Origin of the sequence: Candidatus Parakkermansia intestinigallinarum (assembly GCF_944389695.1) — a bacterium.
Lineage (GTDB): Bacteria > Verrucomicrobiota > Verrucomicrobiia > Verrucomicrobiales > Akkermansiaceae > Akkermansia > Akkermansia intestinigallinarum.
The window spans coordinates 16,954-41,582 of sequence record NZ_CALXNG010000002.1; the positions used below are offsets into that span (position 1 = coordinate 16,954).

The 24,629-nt window shown below is 64.4% G+C and carries 18 protein-coding genes and 1 other RNA gene; 9 read left to right on the forward strand and 10 right to left on the reverse strand.

Annotated features, from left to right (window positions below; translation table 11 throughout):
* Positions 1 to 148: 148 nt before the first annotated feature.
* The 4 genes from AC6UAL_RS00710 (at position 149) to hpf (ending at position 4,425) form a co-directional block, all read left to right on the forward strand.
* Positions 149 to 1,675, forward strand: coding sequence for a glycosyltransferase family 2 protein (locus tag AC6UAL_RS00710; protein WP_500681433.1), 1,527 nt, complete (start codon positions 149 to 151; stop codon positions 1,673 to 1,675).
* Between the two features lie 82 nt (positions 1,676 to 1,757).
* A complete protein-coding gene (locus AC6UAL_RS00715; protein ID WP_500681434.1) occupies positions 1,758 to 2,549 on the forward strand; it encodes a L,D-transpeptidase family protein in 792 nt (263 codons plus the stop codon).
* A gap of 382 nt (positions 2,550 to 2,931) precedes the next feature.
* Positions 2,932 to 3,381, forward strand: coding sequence for a nucleoside-diphosphate kinase (locus tag AC6UAL_RS00720; RefSeq protein ID WP_500681435.1), 450 nt, complete (start codon positions 2,932 to 2,934; stop codon positions 3,379 to 3,381).
* Positions 3,382 to 3,819: 438 nt separating this feature from the next.
* The gene (gene hpf, locus AC6UAL_RS00725; RefSeq protein ID WP_500681436.1) at positions 3,820 to 4,425 is read left to right on the forward strand and encodes a ribosome hibernation-promoting factor, HPF/YfiA family; all 606 of its coding nucleotides are present in this window, start codon (positions 3,820 to 3,822) and stop codon (positions 4,423 to 4,425) included.
* A gap of 354 nt (positions 4,426 to 4,779) precedes the next feature.
* On the opposite strand, the gene AC6UAL_RS00730 is transcribed toward hpf, so the two are convergent.
* The 4 genes from AC6UAL_RS00730 to AC6UAL_RS00745 form a co-directional block, all read right to left on the reverse strand.
* Positions 4,780 to 5,259, reverse strand: a complete 480-nt coding sequence (locus AC6UAL_RS00730) for a MarR family winged helix-turn-helix transcriptional regulator (RefSeq protein WP_500681437.1) — start codon at positions 5,257 to 5,259, stop codon at positions 4,780 to 4,782.
* 94 nt (positions 5,260 to 5,353) lie between these two features.
* Positions 5,354 to 6,499, reverse strand: coding sequence for an MBL fold metallo-hydrolase (locus AC6UAL_RS00735; protein WP_500681438.1), 1,146 nt, complete (start codon positions 6,497 to 6,499; stop codon positions 5,354 to 5,356).
* A gap of 193 nt (positions 6,500 to 6,692) precedes the next feature.
* Positions 6,693 to 7,853: a prepilin peptidase gene (locus AC6UAL_RS00740; protein ID WP_500681439.1), complete on the reverse strand. Its 1,161-nt coding sequence runs from the start codon at positions 7,851 to 7,853 to the stop codon at positions 6,693 to 6,695.
* Between the two features lie 69 nt (positions 7,854 to 7,922).
* Positions 7,923 to 8,285: a hypothetical protein gene (locus AC6UAL_RS00745; RefSeq protein WP_500681440.1), complete on the reverse strand. Its 363-nt coding sequence runs from the start codon at positions 8,283 to 8,285 to the stop codon at positions 7,923 to 7,925.
* A gap of 55 nt (positions 8,286 to 8,340) precedes the next feature.
* On the opposite strand from AC6UAL_RS00745, the gene AC6UAL_RS00750 reads away from it, so the two are divergent.
* The 3 genes from AC6UAL_RS00750 (at position 8,341) to mnmA (ending at position 11,960) form a co-directional block, all read left to right on the forward strand.
* Positions 8,341 to 10,500 (forward strand): excinuclease ABC subunit UvrB, encoded by a 2,160-nt coding sequence (locus tag AC6UAL_RS00750; protein WP_500681441.1) that lies wholly within the window; start codon positions 8,341 to 8,343, stop codon positions 10,498 to 10,500.
* A 111-nt stretch (positions 10,501 to 10,611) separates the two neighbouring features.
* Positions 10,612 to 10,872, forward strand: a complete 261-nt coding sequence (locus AC6UAL_RS00755) for a hypothetical protein (RefSeq protein ID WP_500681442.1) — start codon at positions 10,612 to 10,614, stop codon at positions 10,870 to 10,872.
* Positions 10,872 to 11,960: a tRNA 2-thiouridine(34) synthase MnmA gene (gene mnmA, locus AC6UAL_RS00760; protein ID WP_500681443.1), complete on the forward strand. Its 1,089-nt coding sequence runs from the start codon at positions 10,872 to 10,874 to the stop codon at positions 11,958 to 11,960. Before AC6UAL_RS00755 ends, mnmA begins: the two co-directional genes overlap by 1 nt.
* A 281-nt stretch (positions 11,961 to 12,241) precedes the next feature.
* On the opposite strand, the gene AC6UAL_RS00765 is transcribed toward mnmA, so the two are convergent.
* The 3 genes from AC6UAL_RS00765 to AC6UAL_RS00775 all read right to left on the reverse strand — a co-directional run bounded on the left by AC6UAL_RS00765 (position 12,242) and on the right by AC6UAL_RS00775 (position 14,798).
* Entirely contained in the window at positions 12,242 to 12,955 is a 714-nt protein-coding gene (locus AC6UAL_RS00765) for a YggS family pyridoxal phosphate-dependent enzyme (RefSeq protein WP_500681444.1), read from the reverse strand.
* 60 nt (positions 12,956 to 13,015) lie between these two features.
* On the reverse strand, positions 13,016 to 13,933 hold the full coding sequence (locus tag AC6UAL_RS00770) for a glycosyltransferase family 9 protein (protein ID WP_500681445.1): 918 nt from the start codon (positions 13,931 to 13,933) through the stop codon (positions 13,016 to 13,018).
* A 145-nt stretch (positions 13,934 to 14,078) separates the two neighbouring features.
* On the reverse strand, positions 14,079 to 14,798 hold the full coding sequence (locus AC6UAL_RS00775) for an RNA recognition motif domain-containing protein (protein WP_500681446.1): 720 nt from the start codon (positions 14,796 to 14,798) through the stop codon (positions 14,079 to 14,081).
* 252 nt (positions 14,799 to 15,050) lie between these two features.
* Here AC6UAL_RS00775 and ffs point away from each other — a divergent pair.
* Positions 15,051 to 15,146, forward strand: an RNA gene (gene ffs / locus AC6UAL_RS00780) — signal recognition particle sRNA small type.
* 296 nt (positions 15,147 to 15,442) lie between these two features.
* Here ffs and AC6UAL_RS00785 read toward each other — a convergent pair.
* From AC6UAL_RS00785 to ispE, 3 genes are all read right to left on the reverse strand, one after another.
* On the reverse strand, positions 15,443 to 19,870 hold the full coding sequence (locus AC6UAL_RS00785; RefSeq protein ID WP_500681447.1) for a glycoside hydrolase family 2 TIM barrel-domain containing protein: 4,428 nt from the start codon (positions 19,868 to 19,870) through the stop codon (positions 15,443 to 15,445).
* A 271-nt stretch (positions 19,871 to 20,141) separates the two neighbouring features.
* Positions 20,142 to 21,293, reverse strand: coding sequence for an Lrp/AsnC family transcriptional regulator (locus AC6UAL_RS00790; RefSeq protein ID WP_500681448.1), 1,152 nt, complete (start codon positions 21,291 to 21,293; stop codon positions 20,142 to 20,144).
* 78 nt (positions 21,294 to 21,371) lie between these two features.
* Positions 21,372 to 22,814 carry a 4-(cytidine 5'-diphospho)-2-C-methyl-D-erythritol kinase gene (gene ispE, locus AC6UAL_RS00795; protein ID WP_500681449.1) on the reverse strand — a complete coding sequence of 481 codons (1,443 nt, stop codon included), beginning with the start codon at positions 22,812 to 22,814 and terminating at the stop codon, positions 21,372 to 21,374.
* A gap of 175 nt (positions 22,815 to 22,989) precedes the next feature.
* On the opposite strand from ispE, the gene guaB reads away from it, so the two are divergent.
* A complete protein-coding gene (guaB, locus tag AC6UAL_RS00800; protein WP_500681450.1) occupies positions 22,990 to 24,447 on the forward strand; it encodes an IMP dehydrogenase in 1,458 nt (485 codons plus the stop codon).
* Positions 24,448 to 24,629: the final 182 nt, after the last annotated feature.

Here is a 24,629-nt window from a genome sequence, read left to right on the forward strand (position 1 = left end):
TCGTGAGCGATTTTTTGGCCTTGACTCTGTCAAAAGGATACATTACCATCCGGGCAAGTCAAGCTCATAGTATGAGCTGACGCGATTTCTCCTCCCCGCGCGAGACCCCTATCTCGGGCGGCAATAAAAAGATACAACCCGTCGCAATATGGCATACTGGTTTAACTTCGTCTGGCTCGTGATTTACTTTTTGGTACTCATCGGGCTTTCCGGCTACGGTCTGCATCGCCTCATGATGGTGATCTTGTACCTTGTGCACCGCAAGGACGTGCCGCAGCCCAAGGGGCAGTGGGATGAGCTGCCCGTGGTGACCATTCAGCTGCCTCTCTTCAACGAAAAATTCGTCCTTCCCGGCCTGTTGGAAAAAGTCACGGCCATCGACTATCCGAAGGACAAGCTTGAGATCCAGATTCTGGACGACTCGACCGATGACACCTACGAGCTCTGCCTGCAACTCACCGAGCACTACCGCGAGCAGGGCTTCGACATCGTCTGCCTGCACCGCACCGACCGCACGGGCTACAAAGCCGGTGCCCTCGAAGCGGCCGACGCCGTGGCCAAGGGCGAGTTCCTGCTCATTTTGGACGCCGACTTCCGCCCCGAGCCCGACATCCTCAAGGTGGTGATGCCCTATTTCACCGACCCGAACATCGCGCTCGTCCAGACGCGCTGGGGGCACATCAACCGCGACAAGAACCTGCTCACGCGCCTGCAGTCCATCTTCCTCGACGGCCACTTCGCCCTCGAACAGACCGTCCGCAACCGCTCCGGTCGCTTCTTCACCTTCAACGGCACGGCCGGCGTCTGGCGCAAGAAGGCCATCGCCGATGCCGGCGGCTGGGAGCACGACACCATCACCGAGGACATGGACTTGTCCTACCGCGCCCAGATGAAGGGCTGGCGTTTCGTCTACCTCAACGACTACGTAACGCCCGCCGAGCTGCCTGAGGACATGGACGGCTTCAAGGCCCAGCAGCACCGCTGGACCAAGGGCAGCATCCAGGTCTGCCAGAAGATGCTCTTTGACATCTGGCGTTCCAAGGCTCCGCTCAAGGCCAAGCTTGAGGCCACCACGCACCTCACCTGCAACTACTCCTACCTCGCCCTCATTCTGCTCTGCATCCTCGTGGTGCCCATCTGCATCGGCGTCGTAGCACCGCAGGGCGATTGGGCATGGAACACGCCGCGCATGATGATGCTCACCGCCATCCTCTTCTTCTCGGCCACCGTCACCGTGTGCATGTTCTACGTCACGGCGGAAGCCGTCGTGCGCCCGAAGCGCTGGTGGATGGTGTTCCCGCTCATCGTGCCGCTGCTGGCGCTCGGCGTCGGCATGGGCGTCAACAACGCCAAGGCCGTTCTCGAGGCCGTCTTCGGCCGCCAGAGCGAGTTCGTGCGCACCCCGAAGTTCGGCGAATCGCAGGAGGGCAAACTCTCCGTCGAGAAGCGCTCGCAGGGCTACAAGGCTCTCAAATCCGTACTGGTGCCGGTGCTCGAACTCTTCTTCGGCCTCTTCTTTGCCTGCACCGAGATCGTCAATCTGGCCTACGGCAACTTCATCAACGCTGTTCTCATGATGCCCTTCCTGGGCTTCTTCTACACGAGCGTCTGCTCGTTTGCCCGCCTCTTCGACGGCATGCGCCAGCGCCGCGCCCAGCGCGTGCAAAACAGCTAAGTGAAGCTCGCCTCGCACTTCTTCGACATCCGGCAACGGAAACGCCCGCGCCGACGCGGGATCCGGCCCTGACCTCAGCACCATGAACCGCCTCAGAAACCGATTGGGCAGCCTGATCGCTCTCGCCTGCCTCGCGTGCGGACTTAGCGCGTGCTCTTCTCCCGACGGCAACGCCTACCGCGTGCGCGACGTCAAACCCCGAGCCGTCGTCCGCGACGGCGTGGCCGTCACCCTCGGAGACCAGCGCCTCTCCGTCTTCAAAAACGGCAAAGTTGTGCGCACCTACTCCGTCAGCACCTCCAAGTTCGGTATCGGTTCGCGCAACGGCAGCAACCGCACCCCCTTGGGCGTGCATGCCGTGACCAACAAAGTCGGCGCCGGGCAGCCCGTCGGCATGGTCTTTAAGCGCTGCAAACCCACGGGCGAGGTCGTCGACGTCAACGAAGCCGGGCGCGACCCCGTCGTCACCCGCGTCATCCAGCTCGCCGGGCTGGAGAACTTCAACGGCAACACCCACGGCCGCCGCATCTACATTCACGGCACGCCCGAAGAGCGCAAGATCGGCCGTCCGGCCTCCTACGGCTGCATCCGCATGCGCAGCAGCGACGTCATTGACCTCTTCAACCGCGTCGAGCGCGGCACGCCCGTCGCGATCGAGAGCTGCTCGCTGGCGACCTACCTCAAGGCGGAGCAGGACGGCAACGTCAGCAGCATCCGCATCCCGGAGCGCATCGTCTCCGCCTTGCCGGAGGGTACCGGCTTCAAGCCCGCTCGCAAATACTCGCGCAAGAGCTACTCGAAGCGCCGCACCGCCAAGCGCTCCAAGAGCTCATCGAGCAGCAAGCGCCGCGTCGCCTCCACGCGCCGCCGCTGATCCTGAGCCGCAGTTTTTCGGAGAGCGCCGCTGCCCGAGCCTCGGGCAGCGGCTTTTTGATGTGCCGGGCGACGCCCGCGCGACCCGCCTAAGGCTCGCCCGTAGCCTGCCCGTGACCCGCCCGTGGCTTGCCCTAGCTCGCCTGCGGTGGCTGAGCCTCCCCGATCGGCAGAGCCGCAGCCTCTCCGCCTTCCGCAGCCGACGTCGCGTCCGGATGCCGCCGCCTGATGCTGCGCCGCCGCCCAAGCGCTTCGGGCACGCCGCCGCCGAAGCGGACGCCGCGTCGGCGAGCGAGCTCTTTGCCGCGAGCGCGGGCTGTTTTGTCTTGACAGGCGCGGCAATGTGGCGTATGAATGGGGCAGCACAGCAATCTACTCCACATATGAACAGAGACGAAAAGACCCTCATTCTCTTCAAGCCGGATTGCGTCCGCAAAAATCTCTCCGGCATCATTCTGCAGCGCCTTCTGGCCGAAGGCTTCCGCCTGCGCGCCATGAAGATGATTCAGCTCGATGACGCCATCCTCCGCGAGCACTACGGCCACATCATTGACCTCGTCATTGACGGTGAGCCGCTCTTCCCGAAGCTCTCGTTCTTCATGCAGACCAGCCCCGTGGTCGCCCTCGTGCTTTCCGGCCCCGGCGTGATCACCCGCGTGCGCAGCATCCTCGGGCCGACCAACTCCATGAAGGCGGAGAAGGGCACGATTCGCGGTGACTTCGGCACCAACAGCATGCTCAACATCTGCCACGCCTCCGACTCCCCCGAGTCCGCCGAAATCGAAATCAAGCGCTTCTTCAAGCCCGAGGAGATCTTCGACAACGTCGATTAAGACCTCCGCTCGGCCTGAGAGCAACCCGCGTGTTGTCCGTCCCTGCCATGCCGCAGGCGGGCGGCACGCGGGTTCTTTTGTGCCCGCGCGGCGGCCTGTCGCTTTGCGCCGAGGCGGCTCGGCCTTGCGCTTCGCGGGAATCGCCGTGCGGCCACGGAGCCGTTCGGCTAGCCGAGCGGCGGGGCACCGCGCCGGGGCGCTTTCGGCTACCGCGTCAATGGGAAAAATGCGTCAGCGCCGCGCCCCTTTATATATGATTGTTGTTGTATGACGGTAAACATATTGCAGCCGTGCGTACCGCTTTCGATTCACCTTGCCGCGACGAATGAAACGATTTTTTCTTGCTTTAGCATTCAAAGCAAGCTATAGTGATGATTGCAAAAGGATGATTTCGTCCGGCTGCGCTAGAAACACCATCATAGAAAGAAGGTACATACCATGCAGACATCCAATGTTGATACTAACATTACTGTTACGGGGCGTCATATTGACGTAACCGATGCGATCCGCGATTTCGCCATCAAGAAGATCCAGTCCATCCACATCGACTATCCGAGGATTACCGAGGCTCGTGTGGTGGTCGACGTGCAAAAGGATCGGCATGTGGCTGAAATTGTGTTGTATTGTGCGGATCACATCACGATTCAGGCCTCGACAGTCGGATCCGATCTGTACGCAGCCATTGATGAGACGGTTACGAAAATCATGCGCCGCATGCGCAAGCACAAGACCCGCCTCATGAAGCACTTCCGTCCGCACCGCTCGAAGAGCATCCGCACGCTCGAAGAGAAAGTCTACGACGAGGATATCCTCGATTACGACGTCGACGTCGATGCCCCCGAGGATCCCAAGCCCGTGCGTATCTCGCGCGAGGGCTACGAGCTCAAGACCATGTACAAGGAGGACGCCATCATGGAGCTCGAGATTTCGGGCAAGCCCTTTGTGCTGTATCGCAACGCACGCCGCAACGTGCTGCAGATTGTCTACAGACTCTGCCCCGGGGAATACTCGATTATCGAGCTCGGCAGCGAGATCAAGGCCTGACCGCTCAGAGCGTATCACGGTTTCTGCACGCAGCCGCAGCCCCCTCATGGCGGGCTGCGGCTTTTTTGCGGCGCATCCGCTCAAGCGTTCGCATCCGCCCAAGAGGCCGCATCCGTCTAAGCGTCCTCATTTGCCCAAGAGACCGCAACGCACAAAGACCCCGCACGGATTCATGCGGGGCCCTTCGCTTCGGGATTGAAAGGGGGAGAGAAAGCCGGAGCGGCGGCGAAGCTCGGATGCTCGAGAGTCCGCGACGGATACTCGGGAGCCCGCGACGGATGCCCGGGAGCCCGCGACAGATGCTCGGGAGCCCGCGACGGATGCCCGAGCGCCCTTGCCGGACGCGCGGAGAAGTTACTCCTCGTCGATGGCGGCGTACAGCTTATCGATGATGCGCGTAAACATACAGCGCTCCTCCTCCGTGAGGTCGGCGCTGAGTTTGTTGGCGGCGTCAAGCATGCGCTGCTCGACCTGCTCAGAGATTTTGATACCCCCGGGCGTGAGACTCAGCAGCACGCCGCGCCGATCATGCTGCGATTGGCGGCGGCGCAGCAGCCCCTGCGTAACGAGAGGATCGACGAGGCGCGTGATGGCCGAGGGCGTCAGCCTCATCTCCTGCGCCAGAGCGCCGTGCAGAACACCACCGGACTGGTGCCGCGTCAACCGCCTCACGGCGGAGAGCGTCGCCGCCTGCTGCACGGTCATGGCTCCCAGCAGACGCTTACCTGATTCAGTCAGAGCATTGTAACCGGCGCGTCGCACGTAGGCCTGCACCGCTTCCATCTTGTCAGTCGTTTCCAAACGGCGTTCTTTGGGGATCGACTCATCGTCCATGCGGGCAGACTATCACACAGCTGTATCTTTGTCAATATCAAAGAATCTGATTTGATAATGTTCGCGTGCTGAATAAATCAGACGGGAACGTATGTTATTTTCGCCGCCTCGCCGCGCGTCCCCGGTAGCTCCGTCCGTTTTCCGCGGCGCGGAATCGGTCGGCGCTGATGCCGTATTTGCCGCGGGCCGCGGCGAGATCCTGCAGCGTCTCATTGTAGCCCTCATAGCCGAGCTGCCAAGTGCCGAAGTGGCAGCCGAGAGCTTCCCGCGCTCCGAGCGTGCGGAAGGCTTGCAGCGCTTCGTCCGGGCTGATGTGGTGCGAGCGCAGCCAGTCGGGCTTGTACGCGCCGATGGGGATGATGGCCAGATCCGCCCGGCCGAGGCGCTGTCGGATATCGCCGAAGGCGCGGGTCATGGCCGTATCCCCCGCAAAATAGACCGCCGGCCCGGCTTTTTTCTCTATCCAGAAACCGCACCAAAGCGAGCGATTGCGGTTGCGCGACCCTCGGTAGCGGTTGCTCCAGTGATGCGCGGGCGTGAGCGTGACGGCCAGATCCTTGAGCTGCACCGTCTGCCACCAATCGCGTTCGGCAATGCGCGCCTCGCCGATGTGATACTCAAGCAGCGCGCGCATGCCCAGCGGTACGATGAAGAGAGGCTTGTCGCGCTGCTGCAGGCGCCGCAGCGTGTCCACGTCAAAGTGATCATAGTGATCGTGCGAGAGCAGGCAGACATCGATGCGCGGCAGCTCGTCCCATGCGATACCCGCGGGGCGGTGCCGCGACGGGCCGATGCCCGCAACGGGGCTCACTTCATTGCTCCAGACCGGATCCGTCAGAATGTTGAGCCCGCCCATGCGGATGAGCACCGTAGCGTGGTTGATCATGGTGCACTCCCAGTCGGCTCCGTCGACCTCGGGCGCGAGCTCGGGGCGGTGCTCATTGGCTGCGACGGTCGGGTAATGACCGCGCTCGCCCGCGCCCAGAAGCCACTTGATGCCCGAGCTTGAGCCGAAAGTTCGGGTCGCCTCGAGATTAAAAAAGCGCTCGCCGTCGAAGTGGTCGCTTGCCGGACCCTCCCAGCGCCCGCCGCGGCAGAGGGTGTAGGCCAGCAGCGTGTCGATGGCCCACAGGGCGGTGCCGAGGGTGAGTATGAGCAACAGCAGAATGAGCAGCAGGCGTTTGCGCCTGCTCTTGGCTCGGGCTGCTCGGTTCTCCTGGTCGGGCGCGGGTTGCGGCATGGCCTTCTTCTACCACAGTCGCGCCTCGTCCTCAAGGGTAAACTGCGCCATGAAACCGCGCTCGGTGCCCGAAAACACGGCCGCCTCAGGCGCGCTGCACCCGTGCGGGGCGACGGCGGGAACGCGGCCTTGAGCAAGACGCGTCGGCAAGCCCGCCCGCTCCCCCTCACCCCAGCCCCGGAGCCGCAAAACCTCAGCCCTGGAGCAGCAGAAGTTTGTCGCCGAAAAACCACCACAGCATCGCCGCCGTGATGAGGAAGGGGCCGAAGGGCATGGGGCGCCCGAAGCCGTGGCGCGAGGCGATGGCGGCGATGATGCCCAGCAGCGAGCCGAGCGTCAGCGCCATGACGACGCCGTCCCACCCGACCAGCGCACCGATGGCCATGGCGATCCAAGCGTCGCCGCTGCCCATAGCGCTGCGGCGCAGGGCATAGCCGCGGCAGCTGCCCTCGAGCCGCTCGTGCGCTTCGAGCTCGATGCGCGTGCCGTCGGGCAGCAGGAGGGCGTCGGCCCGCAGCTCGAGCCGCCCCTCCTGCGCCGAGGCGCCGCTGAGCTTGAGGCAGGCGCCGCGCAGCAGCACGCGGTCGCCGATGTCGTTGAGCAGAGTGCTGAGCATCAGACTCTCGCCGTGAATGTTCAGCTCGATGTCCTCGCCGTCGGCCGACTGAGACAGCGACCACGCGACAGGCATCGCATAGTCCTTGCGCCGCATGCCGAAGAGCAGCATGCCCAACAAGGCGATGAGTTTGAAGAGCAGGTAGCCGATGAGCGCCGAGACGAGCGCGTAGAGCAGCCCCGTGGGCCCCTGCGTCAGCGGGTTGCGCAGCAGCCACGGATCGGTCGCGGCGGCGAGCAGAGCCGCCAGTGTCGCGCTCAGGGTGAGGCGGCGCAGCACGGTCATCGTCTCCAGATCGATGAAGAAAACGGCGATCATCGCCGCTACCCAGAGAGCTACCAGAGCCAGCGTGAGCATGTCCGAGAAGCTCAGGCTGACGGCGGCAAACAGCCCGGCCGTGAGCAGCTCGACGATGAGGTAGCGCGGGCTGATGGGTTGGTGGCAGCAGGCGCTGCGCCCCCGCAGCAGCAGCCAGCCGACGACGGGCAGGTTCAGATACCAAGGGATGAGCGCCCCGCAGGTCGGGCAGAAGGAGCGTGACGGTTTGCCGAGCCGGATGCCCCGCGGCAGGCGGTAGATGACGACGTTGAGGAAGGAGCCGAGGCAGGCGCCGATGAGCGCGAAGGCCAGCGGCAGAAACCAAGGGTGCGTCAGGCGCACGAGGTTGGTGTAGTCGATCAGCGAGAGGCTCCATGCCTCGGGGATGGCCGTCGGGGTGCTCATCATCTCAGTCAACATGGGGCGCAGGCGGGTTCGGGTGAAAGGGGGCGGAGGAGAAGGGTGTTGCGAGCGGGTGCTGCGGGAGCCTCAGGACAGCCCCGTGACTTGCCGCCAGACGGCGTAGAGGTGAAAGAGCTTCAGCAGCAGCGCGAAGGCCATGCCCCACGTGATGGCGATGGTCAACTTCGTCTTGGGCGTGAGCTTTTTGGCTCGCACCAAGGCGATGTAGCCCGTGCCTTCGATGACGGCGGCGATGATGAGGGCGGCGGTGTGGTTGAAGCCCAGCCAGTCCAGCGGCATGGCAATCGGCAGCATGAAGGCGAACATCAGAACGAAAGCCTGGCGGATGCCCGCCAGCCAAGCGACGACGGCCGACGGAATCATGACACAAAGAAGCAGTGTAATTTTCGCGGCTTTGCTGTATCGTTCCTGCTGGGTGGGTATGAACATGATGCCGAGACATCATGCCAGAGAATCCGCTCGCTGTCAATCCGCAAGTTCCGCCATGTCCCTCTTTCGACTCGCCACCGATTACAAGCCCTCGGGCGACCAGCAGCAGGCCATTGCCAAGCTGCTCAAGTCTCTCGATGCCGGCAACAAGCATCAATGCCTGCTCGGCGTGACGGGCAGCGGCAAGACCTTCACGATGGCCAACATCATTGCGGCTCAGGATCGCCCCGTGCTCGTGCTCTCGCACAACAAGACGCTGGCCGCTCAGCTGTATTCGGAGCTCAAAGCCTTTTTCCCCGACAACGCCGTCGAGTACTTCGTCTCGTATTTCGATTATTACCAGCCCGAGGCCTACATCGCCAGCACGGACACGTACATCGAGAAGGACAGCGCGATCAACGAGGAGATCGACCGCCTCTGCCTCAACGCCATGCGCTCCCTGCTGCTGCGCCGCGACGTCATTGTCGTGGCCAGTGTTTCGTGCATTTACGGCCTCGGTTCGCCGGAGGATTACCGCAACCTGACGCTTTCCGTCGAGGTCGGGCAGGAGATGAACCGCGATGCCCTGCTGGCCTGCCTGACGGAGTTGCTCTTCGAGCGCGACGACTACGATTTTCAGCGCGGGCGTTTTCGCGTGCGCGGCGATGTGGTCGAGGTTTACCCCGCGCAGAGCGACGGCGAGGCGGTTCGCATCGAGTTGTTCGGCGATGAGATCGAGGCGGTTTCTCTGATTGATGCGGTTACGGGGCGGGTGCGCGAGAAGTTGCCGGGCTACATTTTCTTCCCGGTCAAGCAGTATGTGTCGGCACCCGAGAAGCGCGCGGCGGCCATTCGCTCGATTCGCGCCGAGCTGGAGCAGCGCGTGGCCTGGTTTGAGCGTCAGAATAAGCTCATCGAGGCGCAGCGCCTCAAGATGCGCACGGACTATGACTTGGAGCTCATCAGCGAGATCGGTTTCTGCAAGGGCATCGAGAACTACTCGCGCCATCTCGCCGGGCGTGCGCCCGGGGCCACGCCGTCGACGCTTCAGGATTATTTCCCCGCGGACCACCTGACGATTATCGACGAGTCGCACGCGACGGTGCCGCAGATCGGCGGGATGTATGAGGGGGATCGCTCGCGCAAGCAGGTGCTCATCGACCACGGCTTTCGCCTGCCGTCCGCGCTCGATAACCGCCCGCTGCGCTTCGATGAATTCATGAATCGCCAAGCGCAGATTGTCTACGTGAGCGCGACGCCCGGGCCCTTCGAATACGTGAATTGCGTGGCGGGCAACAGCCGTTTCATCCCCATTCTCAAGGCGAAGCGCGGCAACACGCACGCGCGGAGCCGCGAGGCGAGCCGCGCCGTGACGGAGGCGCCCGAGGGCTTTACGGGGGTGTTTTTTCATCGCCTTGACGAGTTGCGCGTGCCGCCGCATCCGTCGTCGTCGCCGGTGGAGGCCTTTCATCCGAAGCAGCTGGGGACGCCGCTGATTGTCGAGCAGATTATCCGCCCGACGGGCTTGCTGGAGCCCAAGATTACGCTGCTGCCGCTCGACGGGCAGATCGACAAGACGATCGAGCTCTGCCACGAGCGCGTTGCAGCCGGCGAGCGCGTGCTGGTGACGACGCTCACGAAGCGCACGGCTGAGGATCTGACGGATTACCTCAACCGCGTCGGCCTCAAGGTGGCCTACATTCACGCGGATGTCGATGCGATTGAGCGTGTGGAGACGCTGCGCCGTCTGCGCGCCGGGCGCGTCGATATCCTCGTGGGTATCAATTTGCTGCGCGAGGGGCTTGATTTGCCGGAGGTGTCGCTGGTCTGCATTCTCGATGCGGACAAGGAGGGCTTTTTGCGCAATGAGACGAGTTTGGTGCAGACGGCGGGGCGCGCGGCGCGTCACGTGCACGGCGAATGTGTGCTGTTCTGCGATGTGATGACGGATTCGATTCGCCGTCTGGTTGAGGAGAGCGACCGCCGCCGCGCTATCCAGCAGGCCTACAACGAGGCTCACGGCATCACGCCGCACACGGTCAATCGCGGCGATCAGGCAGCGCTGCGCCTCTACACGCCCGACGACGAGGAGGAGGCCTTGGCCGCCTGCGAGGACGAGGGCAGCGAGGCGGCGATCGCACGCTTGGAGAAGGAGATGCGCGAGGCCGCGGCTCGCCTCGATTTCGAGACGGCGGCGGTGTTGCGTGATCGCATCAAGGCGCTGCGCGGTTCGTGAGTTTTGCGTGCGTCGGCCCCTGCTGAGGCGCCGGAATGCGGGTGTTGCTCGTGCCGTGTTGATGTCATAAAAGGGTTGCCATGCGGGTGGCTGTTTGCTAAACTTCGGTGCATGGAGAGGCAGACTGTTTCGCTGCGCATTGAGGCGCGGGAGTTGAAGCGTCTGGATGAGTTGTGCGCTCAGAACGGCATGGAGCGCACGACTCTGATCAATTTCGCCCTTGTCAGTATGTTGGATTATATGGAGGAATGCGGCGCTATCGCGCCCGCCGCGGGCGAGTCGCGTTTGTTTGACGGCGCGGCGGGGTGCGCGGCGGATGGCGGCTGCCGCAGCGGCGCGGCCGCGGAGCACAAGCAGGAGGGGGGCTGCTGATGTCTCGGATTCTGGTGGCTCTCAGCGGCGGGGTTGATAGTGCGGCGGCGGCGGCTCTGCTGGTGCAGCAGGGGCAAGAGGTGGTCGCAGCCTACATGAAGAACTGGATCAACGATGAGAATATTCCCGGTGAGTGCCCCTGGGAACGCGATATTGAGGATGCGCTCGGGGTCTGTCGTCGGCTCGGAATCGAGTTCCGCGTGATAGATTTGATTGAGCAGTACCGCGCTCGGATCGTCAATTATTTGCTCGAGGGCTATCGCAGCGGCAGCACGCCGAATCCCGACGTGCTCTGCAACCGAGAGATGAAGTTCGGCGTGCTGCTGGATTACGCGCTCGAACAGGGCTTCTGCGGGGTGGCAACCGGGCATTACGCCCGCCGTCTCGATGTGCCCGGGCTGGGCAGTTATGTGCTGCGCGGCGTTGACGTCAACAAGGATCAGTCGTATTTCCTCGCGCTCATGCGGCCGGAGCAGGTGGCGCACGCCGTCTTCCCGGTCGGCGAGCTGACGAAGCCTCAGGTGCGTGAGGTGGCGCGCCGCTTCGGGTTGCCGAATGCCGAGAAGAAGGATTCGCAGGGTATTTGTTTCATCGGACAGGTGAAGATGAGCGACTTTTTGCGTCACTATCTGCCCGATAATCCCGGCGAGATTGTCGATTTGCAGGGGCGCGTTCTCGGGCGCCACGACGGTTTGCATCTCTTCACGATGGGCCAGCGCAAGGGGCACCACGTGGCCTCGCCCCGCGAGGGGGTGGCCTATGTGGTGGTGGGGAAGGATTTGGAGCACAACCGCCTCATCCTCGGCTTTGAGGGTGAGGAGACGCAGGGGCTGTATGCGCGCCGCGCGGTGGTGGGCTCGATTGCCAATACGATAGAGGCGCTGCCCGAGCGCGTGATGGCGCAGCCGCGCTATCGGGCTCCGGCTGTTGCGGCACGCTGTTTGCCGATGGGGGAAGGGCGCGTGGAGTTGCTGTTCGATGAGCCGGTGCGCGCGCTGGCTCCCGGTCAGGTCTGCGCTTTTTACGCGCCCGATGCGGGGCGGGGCGAGCGCCTGCTCGGCGGCGGTTTCTTTGAGAGTTGCGGCTGAGCGCTTCGGCTAAGCCGACGCGGCGCGAGCTGACGTTCTGACGTTCTGACGTGCTGACGTTCTGACGTGCCGCCTGCCGCGCTTGCACGGGCGCTCCGGCCGCAGGCGAACCGCCTTCCTCGTCCGGGGGGCGGCGGCGCTGCACCCGAGCCGTGGCCGCGGCTCGACGCGGGAGGGGGCGACTTGGTTCGGTTCCGCTCGGTTCGCTTTGGCTCAGCTCGGCTGAGTTGGTTCGGATTGGCTCAGCTCTGCTAGGCCGAGTTGGCTCGGTTGAGTTCGGTTCAGCGGGTCTGTCCGGCGGCTGACCCGCTGTAGTCTCGCTTGCCGAAGATGGCCGAACCGACACGGACGATGGTGGAGCCTTCTTCCACGGCGACGGCGAAGTCGTGGCTCATGCCCATGGAGAGCTCGGGCAGGGGCAAGGGGCCGCGCGCGCGCAGCTGCTCGGCGAGGTCGCGCAGGCGGCGGAAGGCGGGGCGGGCGTCGTCGGGGTTTTCCGTGGGGGCGGGGATGCACATCAGGCCGCGGATGTCGAGGTGGGGCAGGGCGCTGAGCTCATCCCACTCGGCGCAGAGTTGTTCGGGGGTGAAGCCGTGCTTGCTGGCTTCGCCGTCGACGTTGACCTCCAGCAGGATGGCCGCGACAAGCCCCATTTCGCCCGCGATGCGCGAGATGGCGGCAGCGAGTTTCAGGCTGTCGACGGCTTCGATGAGCTCGACGCCCAGTTCGAGCGCCTTGCGAACCTTGTTGCGCTGCAGCGGGCCGATGATGTGCCAGCGGCAGTCGGCGGGCATGGCGGGAACCTTCAGCTGAGCTTCCTGCAGACGGTTCTCGCCGAAGAGACGCTGCCCGTCGTTGTAGGCCTGCATGATGTCGCTGACGGGGAAGGTTTTGCTGACGGCCAGCAGGGTGACGCTGCCTTCGGGGCGGCCGGAGCGCTTTTCGGCTTCGCGGATGCTGCGGCGGATTTCTTCAAGTTGCTCGTTGATGTACATATGGATTGCCAGGTGGGGAAGGGGGAAAGTGGGGGATGGGGCGGGAATCGGCGGCGGGGCTCATGCCAAATGCGGCTCGAGGGCGCGCCAGACGGCGTCGACGCTCAGCGTATCGAGGGTGGCGTCTGCCCGAAGGATCTCGGTGCGGGCACCGCCCGGCGGAGCTGCCCCGATGGCCGAGGTGAGCCAGAGGCAGGGCGCCCCGCTGAGGGCGACGAGCGAGGCAAGGCCGCTGGGGTGGCCCAAGCTGCACAGGCTCTGCCGCGCCAGTGACGGAATGGCGGTGAGGGGGACGCCGGCACTCAGATCGAGGCTGAGGCCGGGAGCGGCGTTGCAGATGGCGGCGCTGCTTTCTCGCTCGGCCTTGGTGCCGATGATGAGGCTGCTGATGCCGCGCTCGGCGAGGCGGCGGGCGATGGCGGCGTAGTGTTCAACGGGCCAGCGCGCGCCGCTGCCCGTTCCTCCGCCCGGGATGAGCAGGACGCTGCGCTCGGGCAGGGCGAGCTCCGCATCGAGCTCGCCGTGCAGGAAGCTCAGATCGGCGGGCATCGGGATGAAGTTGACGGGCGAGACGCTGATGCTGCCGCAGCCGAAGCGCCGCAGTTTTTGCAGATGCAGCAGCCGGGGAGCCTCGCCGACGGCTCCCCGCAGGCGGTACCACATCAGCGTGCCGGGAGGCAGAATCCAGCGCATCAGGCGCAGGTATTGCCGCGTCTGCGGGCCGCCTTGCAGGTCGTAGATGCGGGTGTAGCCGCCGGCGGCGAGGCGGTGGATCAGCGCGGCGGCGGCCGAGGGTTTGCCGGTGTCTTCGATGAGCCCGCTGATGCCCGGCAGCTGCTCGGCAAGGGGGCGCAGGGGCGGTGCACAGAGGATCTCGATGCGCGCGTCGCGGTGCCGTGCCGCAACGGTCTGCATGCTGCCGACGGCGGGGACGAAGTCGCTCAGCGCGTTCGGGGCGATGATGAGTATCTGCTCCATGTCTGTTGTCAGCCTGATGGTTCTCTTGGAGTATAGCGCGAAGGCGCTGTTTTGGCGAGCAGGAAAAAAGGGTCGCCGTCGAAAAAAAAGAAGGGCGCCCTGCGGCGCCCTTCGGTGTTGCTGAATGTGATTCTCTTCCGCGGCCTCAGGAGTTCCGCTCCTCGGTGCTTGCGGCGCTCGGCGCTTCCTCGGCCGCCGCCGCATCGGACGGGGCGGGGGCTTCGTGCTCGCCGCTGCCCTTCCCGGCGCTCTCGCCTTCGGAGCGCTCGCTTTCGGCGGCGTCTTCGCGGCGGGGGTGCTCGGTCTTTTCACTCGCGGCGCTCACCATGAGCTCGCGGCCCATGAAGGGCTGGCCGTGCAGGACTTCGGCTGCGCGGCGCGCGTCGTCGAGCTGGTACATCTCAACGAAGGCGTAGCCCTTGCTCTTGTAGGTGCGCGGGTTGTAGATAATCTCCACGCTGCGAACGTTGCCGAAGCCCTTGAAGAGGTCTTCAAGCTCCGCCTCGGTAGCCTCGTAGGAGAGGTTGCCGACGTAGAGGCGTGCGTTTCGCGTGGGCAGGGTCGACGCAGCTCGGCGTCTCCCGGTCCGGGCAGTCGCAGCGGGGTTGCCGCCCTGACTCGTGCGCGGACGGGGCTGCCGGCTTTTCTTCGGGGTGCTGTTGTTGTTGCGAATGGGCTTACCGCCCAGTTCATCCTTCTTGCGACCGATGCCGAAGAAGGACAGAATGCGTTTGAGCAGGGAGGGTTTGCCGGTCGGTGTCTCTTCGGGCCGAGGCATGCGCTGGCGGCGATGCCCTTGGTGATGCCCGGAACGACGGCGGCGCGAACCCATGCCCTGACGGCCTTGTGTGTAATGTTCTGCCATGTCTTTCAGTGTGGTTGCGGGGGCGAGACGCCCGGCGCGCGATCTGTCATGCAATCGCGCCGGCGGTCGCTGTATCGAGGGGAGTTTATCCGGGAAAAATTCCCGTGCATGAACTCCACCTTTATGATAGCGTCAAGGCCGTATTTGGCAAGTTAAAAATGCGCCATGGCGCCTTGCGGGCTTTCTTAATTCGCCGCGATGCCGCTGAAATTGCTTGACCGCTCGGTGGCTCTGTGGCAAAATGGCTCCGCCGTCGGGATCCCCCGAAGGCATGGCTGGAAAACCCCGCCAGGACCGAGAGGTAGCAACGGTATTCAGTCCATGCTTGTCGGGTGTGGTCTCGGCGGTTTTTTTGTGTGGTGCGGCGGTCGGCTATGCCGGGTGTCCGCTGTGCCTGTCGGCTGTGCCCCGCGGCTGCCCGCCCTCGTTGTCGGCGGGCGCGAGCCCCCCGCCAAGTGCCGATCTTGTTAGGGTGTTTGTTCGCTGCGGCTGTTTCCGCTGCGCTGAAGCTCCGTCTACCGCCTCAGCTTGCCCGCGGAGGGCGGGCCGAAGGCAGGCTTGGCGAGGGAGCAACAAAACAGCCGACAAGCCCGTGCGGGGCTTGCCGGCCGCAGATGCTCGGGAAAGCTGAATTCTCTCTCTCCTTACTTCTCCTCGATGACGTCGAGCTCGGAGATGGCTCCGTAGTCGCCGCCGTCATGCGACGAGAGGGCGACGAGGCGGAAGTAGCGGGCATTCGCCGGGGCGAAGAAGATCGCCTGCTGCACCTCATTGTTATTGTTGAAGGTGCCGCGTGCGACGGGATCACCCCAGCTCTTGCCGTCGAGGCTGACGTAGACCTCGTACTCCTTGATGCGGCCTTCGGCCATCGGAGCCCCCTGATAGGTGATACCCTTGAGCTTGCGCTCGGTGCCCATGTCGATGCGGATATCGTGCGGGTAGCTGGCGACGGTGACGCCGCGCATGCTGTGCCAGAAGGTATTGGGATTGCCGTCGAGCAGATTGCGGGCGGCGCCGCCCTCGGGCAGTTCGGAGCTGACGTAGAGGATGGAGAAGAGCGCATGGGGCGGGTAGTCGCCGATGATGCGGTTGACGATGGGCGTGAACTCCGCCACCGCCGCATAGGGCTCTCCGGCCTGCATGGGCTCCAGACACTGCATCTTGACGAACTTCGCGGTCTTGTAGTCGGGCATGAGCACGGACTGCTCGTTGTCGCCGTCGGCCAGCTCAAGCTCGCAGTCGGGCTTGTCCGGCCAGGTCTTGCCGTCGTCGGAGAGGTAGAAGGCCAGCTTGCGGACGCGCGACGAGCTGCGAGCCTGGCGCGGCGTGATGGTGAAGCCGCGCAGCTCGGAGGTTACACCGAGGTCAATGACGACTTCGTGCGGGTACTGGGCCACGTAGGGCGGATGCCACTGCGAATGCCAGTAGCTGTCTCGACGGCCGTCGATGAGGCTCCACGGCGATTCGCTGCGACCCGAGGTGCTGGAGCAGGAGACGATGCGCAGCAGGTTGTCGGGTCTCCAAGAATCGAAGTGCTGGAGCACGCTGGCCGAATCAAGGCTGTCGGACGAGCTCGCCCATGCGCGGATGTAGCCCTCTTCGCGCAGCAGGAAAGGCTCGGTGTAGGGCATCTCCGTGCCGTCGGGCATGACGAGGTGGATGCGTGCACCGCGGGTGGCGCAGCTGGCCTTCACGTAGCCGAGCTCATCGCGCGAGAGCGTCACGGCACCCGTGAGCGGCAGCACCTTGCGCCCGGCGTCCGCAGGCTTGTCGCCGGGCATCAGCGGGCGCAGCGAGAAGGCGAAGGTGGTCGGCGTCGAGAGCGGGACGTCGCGATCCAGCGGGCGCGGGCCGCAGGAGGCGCCGCCGAGCCCCAGCGTGAGGGCGTCGATCGACAGGACGGTCGCGTGTGCCGGCGTCAGTTCGTCGGGATGCGGCGCGGCAAAGATCGCCTGCGGTGTGTAGGGCAGGGCGGAGAAATTCATCGTCTCGTCCGTCGAGGCGGCGACGAGCAGGCCGACGTTCTGATCGTCCGTCACGGCGACCCACTGCGTATCCATGCGGTTGCCCATCTCCATCGGGCGCGGATAATTCTCAACCATGTCGGCGACGCTGCAACTGTAGACGCCGATCGGCGAGCCGCTCTTGCGGTCGGGGTAGTTTTCACCCGGGCCGCGCCCGAGCCACTCGACCTTGTTGAAGCGCTCGGGCAGCTGCAGGATGAAGCCGAGCTTCGGCAGCACGATTTTGTCGTCGCTGGGCAGGATGCCCGCCTGCACGCTGATGATGCCGTTGGGCATGATGGTGTAGACCATGCGGGTGGTGAACTTGAAGTCCTTTTCGGTGATGGGCCCGCGGTCGCTGACGCTGAAGCGTCCGGCGTCGTAGTCGCGGCTGTCGAGCGACTCCTTGCGGGTGCCTTGGCTGGTCACGTCACAGGAGACGCGCACCACGCCGTCGTCGAGGCGCTCGACGAGCATGGGGCTGGATTTGTGCACCAAATTGCTCAGCCCGTTGCTCAGCCATTGGTTCATTGCCCATTTATCGTTGGCGAGCGGTGCGCGGAAGGCGTTGAGGTGCAGGGTGGCTTTTTCGCCGAGAATCTGGTGCCCGTTGACGATGTAGCTCTTGATGCCGCCCGTCGCTTTGTCGAAGCAGACGGAGAAGGTCGGCCCGATGACGAGAAGCTGCACGTTCTGGTTGCGAACCTGCACGGCCGTGTCCTTCGGCATCTCCATCATGCGGCTGGAGGCGTCGAAGAGCGTGAGCTCCTCGGGCAGCTGGATCTGCTCGGTGGCGATGACGTAGCCCTTCTCCGCCCATGCCGTGTCCTGACGAAGACTCAAATCAATGGTCAGGTAGTAGTGGCGGTCGTTCTTGAGCTTGCTGATGTTCAGCTGGCTCTTCGGGATGATGAGGCGGGCGTTTTGCAGCGGGGCGGCTTCGATCGTGAAGGTGCCGGAGGCGGCAACGCCGTTGCCCTCTTCCCGGAGCTCCCAACTGCCGTCAAACTCGGACAAGTCGGTAAAGAGGTGTTTGTTGCGGATGGTCAGCACGATGCCCGTGCCGTCTTCCGTCTCTCCGGTATAGCTGAACGCGGCGTTTTGCTGCACCTTGCGAATCTCGCTGTAGAGCGGGGTGGGCGTGCGGTCGCTGTAGATGACGCCCTTGATGCAGAAGATGCCGTCGTTGGGGAATTCACCGTGATCGCCGCCGTAGCTTTGGCGCACGATTTTGCTGCCGTCCGGCCGGGTGACTTCCTGGTCGTAGCTTTGGTGAATCCACTCCCAGATGCCGCCGCCGATGATGGAGTCGCTGGAGTCGATGGCCTCCCAGTAGTCGGCGAGGTTGCCCATCGCGTTGCAGAGGATGTGGGCGTATTCGGAGATGTACCAAGGCTTGGTGAGTTTGCGGGCTGCGATCTCGCGGGCCCAGTTGACGCTCGGGTACTGGTTGGAGTGCAGGTCGGCCAAATCGTTGTTGCGCTCGTACTGCGTCAGGCGCGAGGGGTCGCGCTGCTTGATCCAGTCCCGGACGGCTTCAAAGTTGGCGCCGGGGCCCGCCTCGTTGCCGTAGGACCAGATGACGACGCAGGGATGGTTTTTGCTCTGCTCGACCATGTTCTTGTTGCGCCAGACGTGCTGCGCCTTCCATTCGACGGGGTGAGAGAGCGAATCGGCGCCGTAATAATAGCCGTGCGATTCGATGTTGGCCTCATCGCAGACGTAGATGCCCAGCTCGTCGCAGAGCTCGTAGAAATACGCGGGCTGCGGGTAGTGTGAGTTGCGAATGTGGTTGATGTTGGCCCGCTTCATGAGCAGAAGCTCTTGACGGCACTCCTCCTTCGTGACGGTGTGGCCGTTGGCGTGCTGGCTTTCGTGGCGGTTGACGCCCTTGAGCTTCACGGGCATGCCGTTGACCAGGAAACGCCCGTTGAGCAACTTCACGTCGCGGAAGCCGATTTTGCGTGAAAGGGTCTCCGTCACCTCACCGCGCCCGTTCTTGACGCGGAGCATGAGGCGGTAGAGATTCGGTTTCTCGGCGCTCCAGAGCTCGGGCTGCTGCACCTTGGCCGCGAGCGTGACGCGCACCTCGCCGTCTCGGGGTACCTGCTTGGCCGCCTCGCCCACGGGGCTCAGATCCGCCACCTTGCTGCCGTCGAGCCGGAGCAGCTCGCCCTCGAGGCTGAAGGGAGCATCCTCGCCGTAGCGGTTGTTGACGTCGATTTCGACCTCGAGCGTGCTTTCGCCGTAGTTGCTCGTGCCGTCGTCATTCTGCGGGAACTTCGTGTGCACGAAGAAGTCGCGCACGAACACCTTCGGCGTGCTGTAGAGGAAGACATCGCGGAAGATGCCCGAGAGGCGCCACATGTCCTGACATTCGAGGTAGGAGCCGTCGCTGTAGCGGTAAACCTCGGCGGCGATGACGTTGTTGCCGGGCTTGACGTAGGGGGTGATATCAAAGACGGCCGCGGTGCGGCTGTCCTTGGAGAAGCCGACTTTGTGCCCGTTGACGAAGAGGTAGAAGAAGGAGTCGACGCCGTCGAACTGGACGAAAATCTCTCGGCCGTCCCATTGGGCCGGCAGCTCGAAGTCTCGGCGATACGAGCCGACGGCGTTGGGTTCGCTCTTCGGCGTCGTGTATTTGTTCTCTTCTTCGGTGCGCGGCGGGGTCATGACTCGGGGCCAGTCACGCACGAAGGTGTAGTGCTGGTTGCTGTAGATGGGCGTGCCGTAGCCGCGCATCTGCCAGTTGCTCGGCACGTCAATGCTCTTCCAAGCGCTGACGTCGGTCTCGGGTTTGTAAAAATCCACCGGGCGTTGCGAGGGCTCGGGCGACCAGTGAAATTTCCACTCGCCGTTGAGCGAGAGGACAAGGGAGGAGTCTTCCCTCGTGCCCTTCATCGCCTCATCGCTGTTGGCGAAGGGGTAGAAGAAGGCGCGGGAGTCTTCGCGTCCCCGGCTGAGGTTTTGCGGGTTTTCCCAATCGGGGTGGGGTTGGTAAGCCTCTTGGCCTAGCACCAGCGATCCGCCTAAGGCGAGAGCCGCCGTCATGGTCTTGAGCATGTTCATACGAGGATAGTTCTATCAGAAAGGGCGTCTCTCGACAAGCCAAAAGAGCCGTTCTGACACATTATACCCATGGCGTTGGTGTGCTTTTCGCCGCCGTGTCGCGCTGCAGCGGGCTCCTTCGGCGCGTGCTCGCTCGCGGCTGCGTGCGTCCGTGCGCGGCGGCGTTCGCGTGTGCGGTGGCGTCCGTCTGCGATGGCGTCCGTCTGCGATGGCGTCGGGGGGGCTTTGTCCTCCGAGGCCGTGAGGGGGGGGCATCGCCCGCTCTCCGCCCTCAGCCTCCGTGTGCCGCAAGCCAGCGGGTGTAGATCCGCGGGTCAATTTCGCTGGGGCGGATTTCGGCTCGCAGGCTCCAGAAGACGGCGGTGTGGAGCACGGGGATGCCGCAGGCGGCGAGGTGCGCGTCGATGGCGGCCTTGTGCTCCAGCACCCCCTCGCGGCTGCGGCTGTGCACCACCCCCATGATCTGCGCTCCGCCGAAGCGCTCGCCGCCGCTGCGCCAGTAGCAGTGCGTCATGCAGATGTGGCGCCCGCATTCGGCTCCGGCTCGCTCCTCAAATCCCTCCGGCACCGCCCAGTGAAAGAGTCCGCTGGCGCCCGTGCCGCCGGCGTGGCGGTTGCGTTTGTCGGTGTGGTCGAGGAAGGTCGCAAAGCGGCCGATGACGCGGCGCCGATCAAGCTCTTCGGCCGTGCGGATGAAGGCCTCGGGCTCCATGCCGATGGCCTGCGCGCGGCCAATCCACGGTTCGCTGACGAATTCGTCGGGCTCGAGACTCTCTTTGAGCGCCAGCAGAACCTGCCACTCCTGCCGACTCAACTGCGGTCGGGCAGGGCGCTGCATGATCGGTGGCTCGTCCAGCTTGTCGCCGGGTTTGAGTCCGGCGCGTCTCACATGCCCGACACCCAGCGCAAACATGCCGACGACGGGCAGCGGGGCAAAGTCTTCCGCACCGATGAGCTCGGCCAGCAGGCGGCAGTGGCTCTCAACCGTGCCGTAGCCTGCCGGAACCTTGAGCGTGGTCCAGAGGCGGTAGTCGCTGCCGGGGGCATCGGGGCTCTCGGATTCGCGCAGCACGACGTGCCCGGTGAAGGGGTCGTCATCGCGCAGGCGGGCGTAGGCCGCTTCGAGCCGCGATTCGGGGAGTTTCCAAGCGATGAGGGCGCCGTCGGCCAAGCTGGTGGAGAGCAGGGTCTGGCGGACGCGGCGAATGGTGCCGCTCGCCAGCATGGCGCGGAGGCGTTCGACGACGAGGGCCTCGGGCAGTTCGCAGGCTTCGGCGATGGCGAGAAAGGGACGGGCTCTAAAGCCGTTGATGCGGTCTTCGGCTACCGCGAGGATGCGGCGATTGATGTCATCGGCGCTGTCGCCGGGAATGGCTGCTGGCGGGGCGTCGGTGGGTGGGGCGGTCTCGGGTGTCATTTGCATGAGGCTCGCTGCATGGGGTGCGGCTGTGTAAGGTGCGGCTGAGGGTGGCCGTCGGCGTTGGCGGATGGCGCCTGCTGCTCAGCTGCGGGCTCGCTCCAGCTGATCGGCGAGGGCTTGCGCTGCGTCGCGCTTGGCTTCGAGGTCGGCAAGTTTCTGCTGTTTCTCCAGATAGAGGCTCAGGGCGGTGGGGCGCCGACCGCGGCGCCGCACTTCGGGGTCGATGCCCGCTTTGTGCAGCGCCGCGAGATCCGCGTCGAGCTCGCGCCGCAAGGCAGCGGCCTCTTCGTCGAGGGCGGCGGCATCGGCAAGGGCTCGGCGAATGGCTTCGGGCTTGCGGCCTCGCCGTTTGGGGTGGGGTGATTTTTCATCGATGGCCGATGCTTCCGTGGTGTTCCCGTCGGGTGCCTCGGCGGGCTTGCAGGCAAGCTGCGGCGTCTGCGGCGCGGGCGCGGGCGCCGTCGCTCCCGCTTCCGCAGTGGAGGGCTCAGCGCCGTCGCTGCTTCTCGGGGTGCTTGCTCCGCCCCTTTTATCGGTCTCGCCGCTCGCGGTGTTCTCGCTGTTTTTGCTGATTTCGTTGATTTCGGTTTCCTCCGCAGGCAGCGGACACTCGAACGCGCTCCGTTCGAGTGTGCAGGTGCCGCTCTCGCCGGGCGCCTCGGCATTCTCGCCGTCGGGCAGGGCAGGCGCCGGGTTGACGGTTCCCTGCCACGTGAAAAGAGTCGGGTCGAACTCATCGAGAGCCTGCAGGGCGATCTGCTGCGCCTGCTCCGGCGTATCCGTGAGCGCAAACAGCGCTGAGCCCGAGCCGCTCATCATGGCGGCTCGCACGCCGGGCTTGCTGATCAGCCAGGATTTGAGCAGACCCAGAACGGGGAATTTGGCAAAGACCGGGCGCTCCAAATCGTTCATCAGCCCCACGCCGCGCACCTTCTGTATGCCGTAGGGCAAGCCCTTGACGCGGCGGGCATCATGCAGGCGCTTGTAGGCGTCGGGCGTCGAGACGCCGAAGGCGGGTTTGAGGATGACGACGGGGCTTTGCCAGTCGGCGAGCTTCGGTTCGGGGGTGACGATTTCGCCGCGCCCGGTGCAGCGGCTGATGACGGGGTTGATGAAGAAGGGCACATCGCTGCCGATCGCTGCGGCCATTGCCGCCAGCTCCTCTCGGTCGTACTGCGTGCCGAGCATCTCATTGAGCGCGACGAGTGTCGCGGCGGCATCACTGCTGCCGCCGCCGAGTCCCGCGCCGTGCGGAATGCGTTTCGTCAGGCTGATGCGGCAGTGCACGCGGCGCCCGTAGGCTTTCTCAAACTCGCGCACGGCGCGCAGCACGAGGTTGTTTTCATCGACGGGCAAAGTGGGGTCATTGCAGACCAATTCGAGCTCGGGAGCCGGGGTGAACTCCAGCTCATCCTCCAGATCCAGACGAGCCATCAGCAGATCGACCTCGTGGTAGCCGTCGGGCCGTTTCGAGAGAACGCGCAGGGAGAGATTGATCTTGGCCGGTGCCGCGTAAATGCTCATGAGCATAATGTACACCAATTCGCGGAGCGCGTCAACCGATGAGAGCGCCATCGCCCAAAATGCTGCGGCGGGCGTCTCAAGCTCGAACGCCGCGACCGCTCTCGCCCGCAAAAATAACCGGTCGAAAATGCGAATTTGGACTTGCAATCGTGGGGCGCGTATTATAAGCTCCGACATGGCAGAAATTCAGCTTGGACTTACATTTGACGACGTGCTCCTGCTTCCGTGCCTGAGCTCCATTCTTCCCGGCGAGGCCGATCCTTCTTCTCAGCTTCTTGCGGGATTCCCGCTGCGACTTCCCATTCTTTCCGCCCCCATGGACACCGTGACGGAGTCCGACATGGCCATCGCCATGGCCCGAGAGGGCGGTCTGGGCGTGATTCACCGCAACAACCGCATCGACGACCAAGCCGCTATGGTGGCGAAGGTCAAGCGCTTTGAAAATGCGGTCATCACCCGCCCCATCACGGTGAGCAGTGATATGCGCCTCAGCCAGGTCAAGAGCATCATGCTCGAGCACGGCTTCTCGGGCTTCCCCGTGGTCGATGCCGACAATAAGCTCGAGGGTATCATCACGGGGCGCGATATGCGCGTCTTTGACGGTCACGACCTCGATACCATGCGCGTCGCTGACGTGATGACGCCGCTGGCTCGCCTCATCACCGGCGCCCCGAACACGACGCCCGAAGAGGCTCGCAAAATCCTTTACCGCAACCGCATTGAGAAGCTTCCGCTGGTGGATGCCTCCGGCCATCTCGCCGGCCTCATCACCGACACCGATATCCGCAAGCGCGAGGCCTTCCAGGAATCGACGAAGGACGAGCTCGGCCGCCTGCGCTGCGGCGCAGCCGTGGGGCCGGGCCCGGAGTTCCACGACCGCGCTCAGGCTCTGGTCGAGGCCGGTGCCGATGCCCTCTTCATCGATGCGGCAACCGGCCACACCACGCGCGTGCTTCACGTCATTGAGAAGCTGCGCGAGAGCTTCAACCTGCCGGTCGTCGCGGGCAATGTCGTGACGCAGGACGGCGCCCGCGACCTCATCGCGGCCGGCGCCAGCGCGATCAAGGTCGGCGTGGGCCCGGGCTCCATCTGCACGACGCGCATCATTTCGGGCGTGGGTATGCCGCAGTTCTCGGCTATTCAGGAGGTTGCCAAGGTGGCTCGCCCGGCCGGCGTTTCGGTGATTGCCGACGGCGGTATCCGCTACTCGGGCGACGCCGTGAAGGCTCTGGCTGCCGGCGCCGACCTCATCATGATGGGCGGCATGCTCGCCGGCTGTGAGGAGAGCCCCGGTGCCGTGGTGCACTACCAAGGCCGCAACTTCAAGACCTACCGCGGCATGGGCTCGCTGGGCGCGATGCGTGCCGGCTCGTCGGATCGCTATGGCCAGAACGCCAGCGGCAAGCTCGTCGCCGAGGGCGTCGAGGCCCGCGTCCCCTACAAGGGCATGCTGGCCGACGTCATTTTCCAGCTCGTCGGCGGTCTGCGCTCGGGCATGGGTTACCTCGGCGCCAAGAATTTGGATGAGTTGCGCGAGCATGCCCGCTTCGTGCGCATCACCACGGGCGGCCTCAAGGAGAGCCACCCGCACGACGTGACCATCACCGAAGAGCCCGGCAACTACAGCCGCTGATACAGCCGCTGAGGGCGTGCCGACGGCCGCTTCACCATTCCCGGTTTCCGCAAGAGGGGGAGGAGGGTACAGACCCTCCTCCCCCTCTTTTCGCGCCACCGGTCGGAGGTGTCGCGAGAGCGCTCGCCCGAGCCCGCGCGGTCGCGGAATGCACGCGCCGTCGGATGGCCGGCGCGGAGCTG